10 protein-coding genes are annotated in these 13,119 nt (G+C 63.1%); 7 read left to right on the plus strand and 3 right to left on the minus strand.

The window, feature by feature from the left end:
• Window positions 1-1,797: hypothetical protein (locus tag AAGD32_07935; GenBank protein MEM8874176.1), on the plus strand; the 1,797-nt coding region annotated here is incomplete at its 5' end.
• Window positions 1,798-1,881: 84 nt separating this feature from the next.
• On the opposite strand, the gene AAGD32_07940 is transcribed toward AAGD32_07935, so the two are convergent.
• Together AAGD32_07940 and AAGD32_07945 are read right to left on the minus strand one after the other, a co-directional pair.
• Complete coding sequence (locus AAGD32_07940; GenBank protein ID MEM8874177.1) at window positions 1,882-4,224, minus strand: hypothetical protein; 2,343 nt, start codon at window positions 4,222-4,224, stop codon at window positions 1,882-1,884.
• A 242-nt stretch (window positions 4,225-4,466) separates the two neighbouring features.
• Window positions 4,467-4,781: a winged helix-turn-helix domain-containing protein gene (locus AAGD32_07945; protein ID MEM8874178.1), complete on the minus strand. Its 315-nt coding sequence runs from the start codon at window positions 4,779-4,781 to the stop codon at window positions 4,467-4,469.
• Window positions 4,782-4,849: 68 nt separating this feature from the next.
• Between AAGD32_07945 and AAGD32_07950 the strand changes: the two genes are divergently transcribed.
• The 3 genes from AAGD32_07950 to AAGD32_07960 all read left to right on the plus strand — a co-directional run bounded on the left by AAGD32_07950 (window position 4,850) and on the right by AAGD32_07960 (window position 8,019).
• The gene (locus AAGD32_07950; protein ID MEM8874179.1) at window positions 4,850-6,373 is read left to right on the plus strand and encodes an NADP-dependent isocitrate dehydrogenase; all 1,524 of its coding nucleotides are present in this window, start codon (window positions 4,850-4,852) and stop codon (window positions 6,371-6,373) included.
• Window positions 6,374-6,456: 83 nt separating this feature from the next.
• The gene (locus AAGD32_07955) at window positions 6,457-7,389 is read left to right on the plus strand and encodes a hypothetical protein (GenBank protein ID MEM8874180.1); all 933 of its coding nucleotides are present in this window, start codon (window positions 6,457-6,459) and stop codon (window positions 7,387-7,389) included.
• A gap of 63 nt (window positions 7,390-7,452) precedes the next feature.
• Window positions 7,453-8,019, plus strand: a complete 567-nt coding sequence (locus AAGD32_07960) for a hypothetical protein (protein ID MEM8874181.1) — start codon at window positions 7,453-7,455, stop codon at window positions 8,017-8,019.
• Window positions 8,020-8,027: 8 nt separating this feature from the next.
• Here the strand turns inward: AAGD32_07960 and AAGD32_07965 are convergent, their stop codons facing one another.
• Complete coding sequence (locus tag AAGD32_07965; GenBank protein ID MEM8874182.1) at window positions 8,028-9,092, minus strand: site-specific DNA-methyltransferase; 1,065 nt, start codon at window positions 9,090-9,092, stop codon at window positions 8,028-8,030.
• A gap of 88 nt (window positions 9,093-9,180) precedes the next feature.
• Between AAGD32_07965 and AAGD32_07970 the strand changes: the two genes are divergently transcribed.
• The 3 genes from AAGD32_07970 to thiE are packed head-to-tail and all read left to right on the plus strand — an operon-like array spanning window position 9,181 to window position 13,075.
• Window positions 9,181-11,472, plus strand: a complete 2,292-nt coding sequence (locus tag AAGD32_07970; protein MEM8874183.1) for a COR domain-containing protein — start codon at window positions 9,181-9,183, stop codon at window positions 11,470-11,472.
• Window positions 11,473-11,501: 29 nt separating this feature from the next.
• Window positions 11,502-11,972 carry a toll/interleukin-1 receptor domain-containing protein gene (locus AAGD32_07975; GenBank protein ID MEM8874184.1) on the plus strand — a complete coding sequence of 157 codons (471 nt, stop codon included), beginning with the start codon at window positions 11,502-11,504 and terminating at the stop codon, window positions 11,970-11,972.
• Window positions 11,973-12,025: 53 nt separating this feature from the next.
• Window positions 12,026-13,075 carry a thiamine phosphate synthase gene (gene thiE / locus AAGD32_07980; GenBank protein ID MEM8874185.1) on the plus strand — a complete coding sequence of 350 codons (1,050 nt, stop codon included), beginning with the start codon at window positions 12,026-12,028 and terminating at the stop codon, window positions 13,073-13,075.
• Window positions 13,076-13,119: the final 44 nt, after the last annotated feature.

Raw genomic sequence — 13,119 nt, forward strand, 5'->3', positions numbered from 1 at the left:
AGTAGGGCCGCGATGACCCAGCTCACTGCCATTGAACAACGTCAACGCTCGCGCGCCAGCCGTGACGCCGGGATCAAGCGCATCGCCACTCCACTCGGCGTGTTGCTGGTCTCCGCGGGACTGATGTTGGCCGTTGGTTTCCAGGCCGATGGCGGCGGCTTCCTGTCGCACGTCTTCGGCGGCGGCGAACGACCGCTCTCACGCCTGGCGGGCTTCGCTTTTTCTGCGTTCGTTGGCGGCTGGGCGGTTTACCTGCTCATCAAGCTCCTGCGCATCGCCCTGCGTCCGATCCACCCGGCCGTCGCCGTGGCCCGTCTCACGATCGACGAAGCGCTGCGGAGCAACGTCGTGGTGATCTTCACGACGATCCTGCTCGTGTTGCTCTGCGGGATGCCGCTGGTCCTCAGCGCCGATCAACCGCTGCGCTATCAGATTCAGAGCTACCTCACCTACGGACATGTCGTCGCAAGCGTCGTGCTCGGGCTGCTGACCGTGCTCTTTGCGTGCTGGAACGTCGCGAAGGACATGGAGCAACAACGGGCGTTTGACGTGTTCAGTAAACCGATCGGTCGTGGTGGCTATCTCGTGGGCAAGTTCGCCGGCGTCGCGCTGCTCAACGTCGTGCTGGTCATCGTTGTCGTCGGGGTGCTGTGGTACATCCCGCGCGTCATGTACGGCTCCGAAGCGTCGATCCAGCAACGCACGTTCCGCGGCGGAGAACCCGACCGCTACGACCGACTCGCCGTCCGCAGCCAGGTACTCACCGCACGCGGAACGACCGACGCGGACCCCGGCATGGACTTCGCCGAAATCGCCACGCAGCAACTGGAGGCCTATCAGCAAAATGACCCGGAAGGTTTTCAAGACTTCGTCGCGGCATCGGGCGGGATCAACCAAGCGTATACGGCAGCGGTCAACCAGATCCGCAGCGACTGGCTGCAGATCCGCCCGCTCGACCGACGGCTGTACAGCTTCACGGGACTCGAACAGCTCAAGGCCCAGGCCGACGCCGCCGCTGCGGCAGCCGACGCGATCGAGGACCCCGAAGCCCGCACCGAAGCCTTCGCGCAGCTCCCGACGCTTCAACTTCGCTACCACGTCGAAATCACGGCATTGAACCGAAGCGATCCGGTCGATCTCACCGTGTTCATCAATGAGATCCCCTACGCGATCACCGCACTGGTCGACCAGAAACAAGTCTACGAAATCCCGGCGACGCTGATCGACGACAATGGCACGCTCAACGTGATCTTCGCGAACTTCACCGCGACCGACGACGGCCAAATCGCTATCGGCACCGGCTCACGACCGCGTACGGTCAAGTTCGCCCCCGAGGAAGGGCTGCAGGTGCTCTACGAAGTGGGGGACTTCGGCCCCAACATCATGCGTGCCGGTGCGGTGCTTTGGTTGCGACTTGCTTTCCTTGCAGCGCTCGGGACGGTGTGCGGTGCGGTATTCAGCTTCGCCGTCGCGTCGATTCTCGCACTCGCGGTAAGCATCCTCGCGGCCGGCGGGCAAGCCATCGCGACGGTCGTCGCGGCGGGCAATGCCGAGACCGGCATCGGCGCGGTCGATGCCGCCTACACCGGCCTGCTCGGATTCACCAGCTTGCTCGCCTCGATCTTGCGCACGTTCAGTCGGCTCGACGTCACCGCCAACCTCGCCGACGGCCAAGTGATTCTCTTCTCCGAGCTTGGCGAAACCGTGCTGTGGGTCAGCCTCGGCTGGACCGGCATCACGCTGCTCATCGGCTGGTACCTGTTCAGCCGCCGCGAGATCGCCCGCGTCCAAGTGTGAGGTTTCGCCCGCCAACCTGCCAACGCCAATCGGCCGGAAGGGGCAACCCTCCCGGCCGATCGTCGTCGAACCGGCTCACTCCGGTCAGATCAGTTCGTCGATCCGAGCGTTGACGAACGCGTCGGCGTCTTCGGCCGTGGCGAAGAGAGACGGCGTGTCGCCGCCGCTGTTAATCCCGCCGTTCTCGAAGAACGCCTGATCGGTGCCCGGCCGGTAGTTGCTGCCGCCGGTGCCGAACGGGCTGTCGAAGTCGATGACCGAGCCCGGGTTGTAGTTGCCGGTGAGAACGATCACATCGTCGCCGTCACGCTTGTTGCGCTTGTCGAGTTCGTCGAGTTTGATGTTGTAGAAGATCGGCGATCCCTCGGTGTGGACGCGGACCATGTCATCGCCGTACCCAGCGATGATGCGGCCATCACTGCGGCGTTGGTCACTGGTGGGTGACTTGGTCCAGCCGGCCGCGAAGGTCAGATCGACGACGTCATCGCCCTTACCGGAGTATGCCGAGAGAACACCATCGCTGTCGAGGAGCAGGTCCTGGCCGTTGTCGCCATAGAGCCGGTCGAAGAAGCCGACGCCACCGTCGACGATGTCGTTGCCTCCACCGCCGATGAGCGTGTCGTCGCCGTCGTTGCCTTGGAGGTCGTCATCATCTCGGCCGCCCTTGAGCGAGTCGTCGCCCGCTTCGCCGATGAGTGTGTCCTCACCCTTGTTCCCGAAGAGCGAATCGTCGCCGTCGCCGCCAAGGATGAAGTCGTTGCCGTCCTGGCCGCGGAGCTTGTCGTTGCCGCCGAAGCCGAGCAGGTCGTCGTCACCTTCGTTGCCGCGAAGCGTGTCGTTGCCGTCGGAGCCGATGAGCGTGTCATTGCCTAGCCCGCCGTCGACGCGTGGCTTGAAATCACCAGGCGTGAGGTTGATGAGACTGACGTTGTCGTTCCCGTCACCAGCCTCGATGAAGAACCGACGCTTGCTCGAGAGCACGCTGCTGAACGTGACGCCGTTGACGGTGACGTCGAGCGTCGCGCCCGAGCCGCTGACTTCGATGATGTCGTCGCCGGCGGTGCCGGAGATCACAAGCCGACCGTTCTCGTCGTAGCTGATCGGATCGACCGGCTGCTCGATCGTCGTGTCGGTGAACGACACCACGAGCGAGTCGATGGCCGGGCCGGTCTGGTCGTTGCCGACCGCGACGAAGCCCTCTTCCGTCGCCACGGTCGCCGCGAGCACGTCGAAGTCGGTGGCGGTACCGGGGAAGCGATACACGCCGGGCGTGGCGGCGTCACCGAAGGTGAGGTCCGGCGTGCCCGCGGAGTCGAACGCGACCGCCGTGGCGTTGAGCGTGTCGACGATGAAGTTCGACGTACCCGCCCCGACGATCGCGAGGCCGCCGTCGGGCGTGAGTGTCGTGCCGAAGGCGAAGGCGTTCGCACCGGTCGCTCCGCTGTAGAACGGTTGCGTCGCGATGCCGCCGATGCCGTAAGTCGTGTCGATCACGAGTGACGGCGTCACGCGGATCGCGGCAAACGTGTCAGCCCCGAGCGCAAGGCCCGAGAGCGTGGTTCCACCGATGAGGAAGTTGCCGGCGGCATCGGTTTCGAAACCGGCGGTGGACGCAAAGTTGACCGTAAACGTCGACGCACCCGCATTGCCGCCAGCGGCCGTGAGCAGCTGAATCGTCGGAGCACCGCCGGCGCTGATCAGCGCGGTGAGACTGCCGTCGTCATTACCGATGAGATCGACAATCGCGTCGGGAACGCCGGGCGTGCCGGCGAAGATCGCCCCGCCGTTGCCCCACGCGGTGTCGAGCGTGCCGGTGCTGGTGTACTTGATGGCCGCCCACTGGTCGTCGCCGCCGAGGTTGATCGAGCCGGCCGCGACGAAACCGCCGTCGGGCGTGGCGACGACGGTGCGGCCTTCCGCGGATGCGCCAATGAACGCCCCGAACGGCGTCGTCACCGACCCCGTCGCGCCGAAGCTCGCGCTGAGCGAACCATCTTCGTTGACGCGGCCGATGAGCATTTCGTTGCTGGCCGTGGACCGGTCGGTCCCGATGACGACGATCGAGCCGTCGTTGAGCACGTCGACCTCGGCCACGTCGCCATCGACCGTGAACAGGTTGAGCGCCGAGATGCCGTCGCCGTCGAAAGTCGTGTCGAGCGTGCCGTCGGTGTTGTAGCGGACGAGGTACGGGACGCTGGCGGTGCCGCCGCCGTTGTCGGCGTTGACCGCGGCAACGATCTTACCGTCGGGCGCGACATCCACTGCGGTGGCCGAGTCGATGAGCGTGCCCGTGGGCGAGGTGGTCGGCAAAACCGCCTCCTGCCAGTCAAGGCCGGCAAGCAGGCGGCGCGATTCAAGGGACTCGAGTGCGGAAATGGCCACCGTGCAGGCGGCCGACGTCAGGGAACGACGTGGGTCTTTACGCATGATTGAATACTCCGGACATCCGATGGGGCGTTTCGCCCCGTTGCAACGAGTGTTCCGACGATGGCGAACGCCAGCACGCCGGCCCCCTTTTCAACAACAGCGTAAACGCGCATCGGAATCCGCCAAGGTCTCGCGACACCGAAACCTTGCGAAACCCCTAATTAGGTCGGTCTGCGTCACCGGCGAACTCTGCCAACCGTGCTCTCCGGTGTAAACGGGCCACGATTACCGGACGGCGATGCTTAGACGAGGTTGATCAGGTCGCGAACCTTGCGATGGGCCTCGACCGGGTGACGTAGTGGCTTTCTGCCGTGAATCGTGTAGCGGTTACGTCGACCTTCTCGGACGGCGGTGATAATTCCCTCGGCCTGCAGGTCGGCGAGAATGTTCTGCACCGCCCGCTCGGTAATGCCGACATCCACCGCCAAGTCCCGGATGCGAGCATCGGGCGTTTGCGCGAGGCATAGCAGCACATGCGCGTGATTGGTCAGGAACGTCCAGGACGCCTTCTCAGCGGCCTTCTCAACATTTTTCGGCTTCTTGGTTGACGTCGACATGGCCACGGCTTAAAACATGAAACAAAGTTCGTGCTTTCAACTTCCTGAAACAGCATACCCTCCCCTCCATGCAAAACAACTCCTCCGCCGTGCAACTCGAAGATTCCATCCCATCCAATACCGATCCGATCCGCACCGCGATCACAGTCGCCCGAGGCGATGGGATCGGGCCCGAGATCATGGACGCCACCCTCCGCATCCTCGAAGCCGCCGGGGCCGAGCTCGAGATCGAGGAAGTGGCCATCGGCGAGGCCGTTTACAAGTCCGGCATCACCTCCGGCATCGGCGAGGAAGTCTGGGCCTCCCTCGAGCGGACCGGCGTCTTCCTCAAGGCGCCGATCACCACGCCCCAAGGCGGCGGGTACAAGTCCCTCAACGTCACGACCCGAAAGACGCTCGGCCTCTACGCCAACGTCCGACCGTGTGTCGCATACGCCCCGTTCGTCCGTACCAAGCACGCGGGCATGGACGTGGTGATCGTGCGCGAGAACGAAGAGGACACCTACGCCGGCATCGAGCACCAGCAGACCGACGAGGTCGTGCAGTGCCTGAAGCTCGTCAGCCGCCCTGGTTGCGAGCGGGTCATTCGGTACGCCTTCGACTACGCGGTCCGCAATGGTCGAAAGAAGGTCACCTGCATGACCAAGGACAACATCATGAAGTTGACCGACGGCATGTTCCGCAAGGTGTTCGACGAAGTCGCCGCCGAGTACCCGGACATCCAGAGCGATCACTTCATCATCGATATCGGCGCGGCCCGCATGGCTGACACGCCCGAACAGTTTGACGTCGTCGTCACGATGAACCTCTACGGCGACATCCTCAGCGACATCGCGGCACAGGTCGCCGGCAGCGTCGGCCTCGCACCCTCGGCCAACATCGGCAAGACCTGCGCGATGTTCGAAGCGATTCATGGCTCGGCTCCCGACATCGCCGGCCAGGACATCGCCAACCCGAGCGGCCTGCTCCTGGCGGGCGTGATGATGCTTCGTCACCTCGGCCAGCACGATGCCGCCGCCCGCGTCCACAACGCCTGGCTCGCCGCCGTCGAGGGCGGCATCCACACCTCCGACATGCGGGGCGAGCACCATAACGAGCCGGCCATCGGCACCGTCGCCTTCGCCGACGCGGTCATCGCCCGCCTCGGCCAAGCCCCGAAGCAGCTACCGGCCACGAGCGATGCCGCACCGGCCATCGACTCCGATCCGGGCCAAGCCGCCGACGATGCGGTCCGCCCCACCGAGCCTGCGGCGAAGACGCTCGTTGGCGTTGACGTGTTCCTCCACTGGAACGCCGACGACCGTAATCCCGACACGCTCGCTGAAAAGCTCCGCGCCGCGTCGGCGAAGCTTCCGATCGAGCTGACGATGATCACCAACCGTGGCGTGAAGGTCTGGCCCGCCGGCCGCAGCGAAACCTTCTGCACCGATCACTGGCGTTGCCGCTTCAAAGCCGGCGGCGAGTCCTTCGACAACGGCCGCGTGATCGCCCTACTCGCCGCGCTGAACGTCGCCGGCCTCGACGCGGTAAAGACCGAGAACCTCTACGAGCTCGACGGCAAGCCGGCGTACTCGATGGGGCAAGGGGAGTAGTCCCAACTTCATGCGACAAGACGCCGAAGGCCGCGTGTGACGTGGCCTTCGGCGTTGAGCTTTCAACGCGTTAAGCTCTTGGCATGTCAATCGCCTCTTGGGTTTGGGCCATGCTTTTGTCGGCGGGCGTGGGCGATACCGTGAACATCACGCCACGGTTGGCCGTCAACGAAAATGGCTGCCCAACCATTTTCGTCCTGCATGTTCCGCCAAGCGACGTCGACCGATTCGTGTTGATCGAGCCGACCGGCAACGCGCTCAACGGGGTGGATCGGATCATGCCGCTGGGTGCCGTGGAGGTCCCCGCCGGGTCGAGCGTGTTGCCGGTCCTTCTTCCGATCATCGATGACAGGTTTGGCGAGATCGATGAGACAACGGTCGTCGTACCGCGATATCACCCGGAGCAGGAGTTAGCTGTAAAGGCCGCCGAGTCGGTCCTTGCCGACTTCGACGAGAGTTTTGCTCAACGCGTCAATGCCCTTCCGGCACTCTACCGCGTGCCACTGTTAGCAATGGGCGGCGAAAACCTCCGAATCTGGAGTGCGCCGATCACCTGGCACGAGTTAGTGGACGCGAGACGTGATGAGGCGTGCGTGCCGGTACTGCGGATCACCCCACCGCCGCGCGTGCTGGCCGCCCACGGTGATGCCCTCGACGCGGGCCAGCCGCTGCTCTTCGACATCAAGCAGGTGCCCAATCACGCGCGCGAAGTCTGGGCGCTACGCAAAACCTCGGGCTGGCGGCTCGGTGGCGACTTCCCAACGTGGGAACTCACACGCTTCTATCGCGACAGCCACACGGGGCAAAACGCGCGGATCACGCTCACCGCACCCCGCGATCCGTCGGCCGGCGAGGCATTTGTCATCTTCCGCGATCAACCCGAGCCATTCATCGCTGGCACGAAAACACCTAACGATGTCATCGACTTCATCGTCGAGGACGACGATGAAGCCACGACACGAGTACTTGGGGCGATGCACGAGCAATGGCCGCCACCGATGGATCGGCGGATCTGATTCGGGCGCGTCGGGCCATGGACCACGGCATACAACGACTTGGCCGACGATTACCCGGCGAACATGCCTCCGGTCCTGTTCTTCAGCGGCTATCTCGACGGCGACGCCGTGGGTGACGTGCTACGCGGCCACACGATCGATCGGCTGGTGCATGATCCGGTTGTCTCGTCATTTGGCACACTCCATCCGCCCACGCCAATGCTGCTCCCCGACGAGACGCGTGGGATGTTGCAACGGCTTCTCTTCGACGCCGGCCTGTGGCCGAACTTGGTCGAACTGGTAAGCGTGCTGCCACACGAACAGAGTGCGCTGCTCAACGCGTTGGTGCTCGACTCGATCGATCAGGTGGCAGTCGGCCGGCTGATCGAAAAGTTGGACTCCCACGACTTCATTACCCGCCGTGCGGCCGTAAGACGCTTGATCGACCTCGGCGTTGCCGGAGAGATACTTGTTGGTCGACTCGACCCGAAAACACTCACGGCCGAACAGGCGGCACTGCTTCGCAACATCGCCGTCCAACGCCGATCTTGGCTCGCGTTATCCAGAGACCTGTCGCCGCAGGAACGAGAGACGTTCATGCGCTATCACGCCGATCCACGCGTTCGCACTGCCGACCGGCCGGAGCGCTGATTCGCGGCTCAGCCGGCAACCTTCGCCTTGCGGCGGGGGACGCGCTTGCGGCCCAGGGCGTCGGTTTCGGTTTCGACTTTGCTCGCGCGGCCGGTCGGGGCGGCTTTGCTGATGTCGATGCTGTCGTTGCCTTCGCCGTGCTCTTCGAGGGCGGCGGCGAGGCGGCGGCGGGCGAAGCCGACGTATTCCTCGTTCTGCTCAAGGCCGACGTACTTGCGACCGAGCAGGGCCGACGCGACGACGGTGGTGCCCGAGCCGTTGAACGGGTCGAGCACGACATCACCGGGGTTGGAGCTGACCTTCACGATCCGCTCGAGCACGGCCAGCGGCATCTGGCAGCCGTGCCAGCCCTCACGCTCCTTGAACGTCCCGCACAACCGCGACTCGAACCAGACGTCGTCGTCCTGGTTGAACAAGTCACCCTGCGCTTCTTGCGGACGCAGGTACCAGGTGTCGTCTGGGATCTTGCCCTTCTTGGACGCCCGCTTGTCGTTGTAGATCAGCTGCCGGGCCGACGGCACGCGGATGGCGTCGGCGTTGAAGGTGAAGTTCTTCTCGTCCTTGACGAAGTAAAGGATGTGCGTGTGGCTGCGGGCGAACTTCTGCTTGGGCTGTTGGCCGAACGTGTAGTGCCAGACGATCCAGTTGCGGAGGTTGAAGCCGACGCTCTTGGCCGCGACGCACAGCTCCGCTGCGTACTCGTCGCCGATGGCGAGGTAGAAGCTGCCGTTGTCCTTGAGCGCACGATGCACGGCCTTCATCCAGTCGGTCGACCAGTGCACGTACTGCTCGGCGGGTTTCTCGTCCTCGTAGCCGTTGTAGAGGTAGCCGATGTTGAACGGCGGGTCGGCGAAGCACAGGTCGGCCCACCCCGGCTTGGCCGCGTTGAGCAGTTCGAGGCTGTCGCCGGGGATGATCTGGTCGGGCTTCACGTTACCGGACGGATCATACAGTTCGGGAACGATTCGGCCCACCACATCCGGTGAACTTTCCTTGAGCTTCCGCAAGCCCTTGTTGAAGGCTTGCTTGCGGTCGGCCGGGACGATCGGGGCTTTCTTCGTGGAACGAACCATGATCGGTGCATCGTCCGATAAGCCGCAGGTGCTTGATTGAAACCGGAAACCATATCGCACGTCTGCAGCCCATCATACAGTCATGTCGATGAGTGAGAGCGGACGGCATCTAGGTACAGACAAGGCTCGGCGACGAATCACGGCTGCGAAACGTGAACGATTAGCCAAGTTAGACCTAGCGGGTCTGGGGCTCGCTACGGTGCCGCCGGGAATTGAAGAGCTCCCATGGCTAAGGCGACTTGATCTGGGTAACAACCAACTCACCGCCCTTCCGGAAGAGATCGAGTCACTCACCGAGCTGCAGGAGCTGGTCCTCAGCCGCAACCGTCTCGCCACACTGCCGCCAGAAATCACGAAACTCACCACACTAGAAAGCCTGGACCTCCGCCACAACCAACTCGACACGCTGCCGCCAGAGATCGCAAAGCTCACCACGCTCCAGCACTTGGACCTCGCCGTAAATCATCTCAACACGCTGCCGCCAGAGATCACGAAACTCACCGCACTACACACGCTGTTCCTCGGCGGCAACCAGCTCGCCAAGCTACCGCCAGAAGTTGCCAAACTCTCCGCTTTGCGAACGCTCGCCCTCGATTTCAATCAGCTCACCAAGCTACCACCAGAAGTTGCCAAACTCTCCGCTTTGCGATCGCTGTTCCTCAATAGCAATCTGCTCACCAGTCTGCCGGCCGACATCTCTAGACTCCATGGCCTCAGAAACTTAAGTGCCTCGGACAATCGCCTCCTGTCACTGCCAAAGACGCTGCTTGAGCTAGGTGAGCTAGAATGGCTCTTTTTGCAGGAGAATCCGGGTCTCGGCGTTCCAAACGAGGTTCTTGGTCCGGATTACTACGACGTTGCAATCAGCAATGTGATTGCGAAATCTCCCCGTCACATTCTGCAATACTACTTCGATGTCGTACATCACGGTGAGCCGTTGCAGGAGTGCAAGCTCATCGTTGTAGGGCGTGGCGGTGCGGGTAAGACGACGTTGATCAAGCGGCTCAACCGAGAACCTTACAACCCAGACGAGCCGGAGACGCATGGTATCACCATCTCGGATCTCGCGTTCAAGGGCGAGACGGGCGAAGTCACATCACGGGTCTGGGACTTCGGCGGGCAGGTCATCCTTCACTCGATGCACGAGTTCTTTATGACCGCGAGGAGCTTGTACCTGCTCGTGCTTGGAGAGCGAGACGACATGCTGGAACGGGATGCAACATATTGGCTGCAACTCATCCGGAGCTATGCGGACGATGCGCCGGTGATCGTTGTGCTCAACAAGAGCGATGGGCGCGAGCGGTTCTTCGACCGCAAGAGCATTGAGAAGGAGTACGGGCCGATTCTCGGCTGGATGAGCACCGAATGCTCGGCAGACGATGAGGAGAAAGCCGGGATCGAACAGCTCCGCAAGGCGATCACACAAGCCATCGACGGCCCGACGATGGATAGCGTCCGGCGAAAGTTCCCTACCAAATGGGCGGAGATCAAACGCTATCTCGAGGACATGCCCGACAGCTTCGTCGACTATGCCCGCTATCGAGAGATTTGCAGCGAACGCGGCGAGAAGGATGAGCAGCAACAGCAATGGCTTTCCCAGGACCTGCACGACCTCGGCGTCGCGCTCAACTACCAAAACGACCCCCGGCTGCGTGACACCAGCGTGCTCCGACCCGACTGGCTCGCCAACGGCATCTATGCGGTACTCCGTGCCAACGACAAGGACGAGAAACTCCCCGCCGAGTACAACAAGCCCCTCGCGCCAGACGGCCAAGTCAGTCTTGCTTCGCTGGAGGACATCTACGCCAAAGCGGAGTCTTGGAAGATGCTCCGAGCGGCGGACTACCCGCTTGAAAAGCGAGAGTTTCTGCTTCGGCTCATGGACACGTTCCACCTGAGCTACCCGCTCGACTCCGAAACGCACACGCACCTTGTCCCGTCACTCCTGCCGGTCCATCCGCCGGACGAGGCGCAGGACCCAACGGGCGAAAACCAGTCCAAGCTGCGGTACGAGTTCCAGGTCGTCCCCGCCCCGCTGATCCCGTGGTTCATCGCGAAGACATTCACGCTGATCCCTGGTCATCTTCACTGGCGCCGCGGCGCGATGCTTCGGTACGCCGGGGCCAAGGGGAAAATCTGGACCACCCCGGAAGAGCGCTACGTCTACGTCACGGTCGTCGGCGAAACGGACGACGCCAAGCAACTTCTCTCGATGGTGCGCGGCACGTTGCAGGGACTTTTCGAGGTGTACGAAGGTCTCAAAGTCGTCGAGCAACACGACTACGACGGGGCATGGGTGCCACGCCCAACGCTTGAGAAGATCGGCGTTCTCGAACCCCAATCCCGCGACGACGAGTTCGAGTTCGGGGGTGACGAATGAAACGCGGAAGGAAACATGCCCGCATCTTCGTGAGCTACTCGCACCGTGACCGCGATTGGTTTCAGCGGCTTCGTCCGCTTCTGGAGTTTGACCAACTCCCCACCAGAACCGTCCATGCCTGGCACGACAATGAACTGCATGCGGGAGATCGCTGGGACGACGAGATTCGGACCGAGCTCGAAGCGATGGACGTGTTCGTTTGCCTGTTGAGTTACAACTTCAAATCATCAACGTATATCAAGACCGTTGAGCAACCGGCGGCATTCAAACGCGAAAAACTCAAGAAGACCATCATCATCCCGCTGCTACTGATCAAGATGGATGACCGCGACATTCAGGATTACAAGCCGTTCAATCCGTTGCCGGCGTGGGGCAAGAGTTGGCTTTGCTACAAGGAGGAAGGCGGCGAGTTGGACATGGCACTCAAGCCGATCCGGACCGGGCTGCTCGATGCCGTCGAACGCGTTCTCCGACCATCCCGGAGAAAATCAGTCACATAGATGGACAGCAACGCAGCCTGATGCCATCGACTGACGGCGGATAGACTCCCGCCGTGAATGCCACGCTTCGCATGCTTGATGCCAATCTTAACCGGGCGCGGGAGGGGTTGCGGGTCGTGGAGGATTGGGCGCGGTTCGTGCGGGATGATGCGGGGGTGGCGTCTGACGTGCGGGCGATTCGGCGGGAGCTTTCGACGCTGCACACCACGGAGATGATCGCGGCACGGGATGCGTCGGCGGACGTGGGCATGGGCACGCCGCAGCGCGACGCCGGGACGACGGCCGAGATGGTCACGGCCAACAGCAAGCGTGTCACCGAAGCGCTCCGCGTCATCGAAGAGGGTCTGAAAACCACCGGCGGCAACGCCCGACTCGCCGAGCAGCTGAGGCACCGGTTCTACGCCATCGAGCAACGCGTCACCGCCCTGCTCACCCGGCCGACCTTTGGTGATGTGCGGGTGTACGTGCTCATCACCGAGGCGATCTGCAGGCGGCCGTGGCGGGACGTGGCACAAGCGGCGATCGACGTGGGGACTGGGTGTTTGCAGTTGCGTGAGCCGGAGCTGCCGACGCGGGAGCTAGCCGAGCGGGCGGCATGGCTGACCGAGCGATGCGCGGCGGCCAAGGTACACTTCGTCGTGAACGATCGCGCCGATGTGGCCCGCTTCGTTCCCGGCGCCGGCGTGCATGTCGGGCAGAGCGATCTGCCGGTGACCAACGTCCGCGCCATCGTCGGCCCCGACCGGCTGGTCGGCCTGAGCACGCACAACGTCGAGCAGATTCAACACGCGATCGACAGCGGTGCGGACTATGTCGGCGTCGGTCCGGTGTATCCGAGCGCGACAAAGCCGCGCGACTTTCTGCCGGGATTGGATTTTGCATGCGAGGCCGCGAAGCTGCCGATCCCGACGGTGGCGATCGGGGGGATCACGCTCGAGAACGCGGCAGACGTGTTCGAGACGGGCGTGGATACGATCGCGGTGACGGCGGCGGTGTGCGCAGCGGATGATCCGGGCGAAGCGGTCACGTCGCTACTCGACACGGCCAACCGCGTTGGGGAGCAACGCAGCTACAAGACACGTGACGCAATCAAGGACGCGTAGCCGCGGTGCGGAGCAGTACAGCTCAAAGACACACGACTCAATCG

The sequence above is a fragment of the Planctomycetota bacterium genome (assembly GCA_039182125.1).
Classification (GTDB): domain Bacteria; phylum Planctomycetota; class Phycisphaerae; order Tepidisphaerales; family Tepidisphaeraceae; genus JBCDCH01.

What these genes read in the sequence shown, in the direction of transcription:
- AAGD32_07940 (MEM8874177.1), bottom strand. Translation starts at nt 4,224, where the DNA reads ATGCGTAAAGACCCACGTCGTTCCCTGACGTCGGCCGCCTGCACGGTG.
- AAGD32_07945 (MEM8874178.1), bottom strand. Translation starts at nt 4,781, where the DNA reads ATGTCGACGTCAACCAAGAAGCCGAAAAATGTTGAGAAGGCCGCTGAG.
- AAGD32_07950 (MEM8874179.1), top strand. Translation starts at nt 4,850, where the DNA reads ATGCAAAACAACTCCTCCGCCGTGCAACTCGAAGATTCCATCCCATCC.
- AAGD32_07955 (MEM8874180.1), top strand. Translation starts at nt 6,457, where the DNA reads ATGTCAATCGCCTCTTGGGTTTGGGCCATGCTTTTGTCGGCGGGCGTG.
- AAGD32_07960 (MEM8874181.1), top strand. Translation starts at nt 7,453, where the DNA reads ATGCCTCCGGTCCTGTTCTTCAGCGGCTATCTCGACGGCGACGCCGTG.
- AAGD32_07965 (MEM8874182.1), bottom strand. Translation starts at nt 9,092, where the DNA reads ATGGTTCGTTCCACGAAGAAAGCCCCGATCGTCCCGGCCGACCGCAAG.
- AAGD32_07970 (MEM8874183.1), top strand. Translation starts at nt 9,181, where the DNA reads ATGAGTGAGAGCGGACGGCATCTAGGTACAGACAAGGCTCGGCGACGA.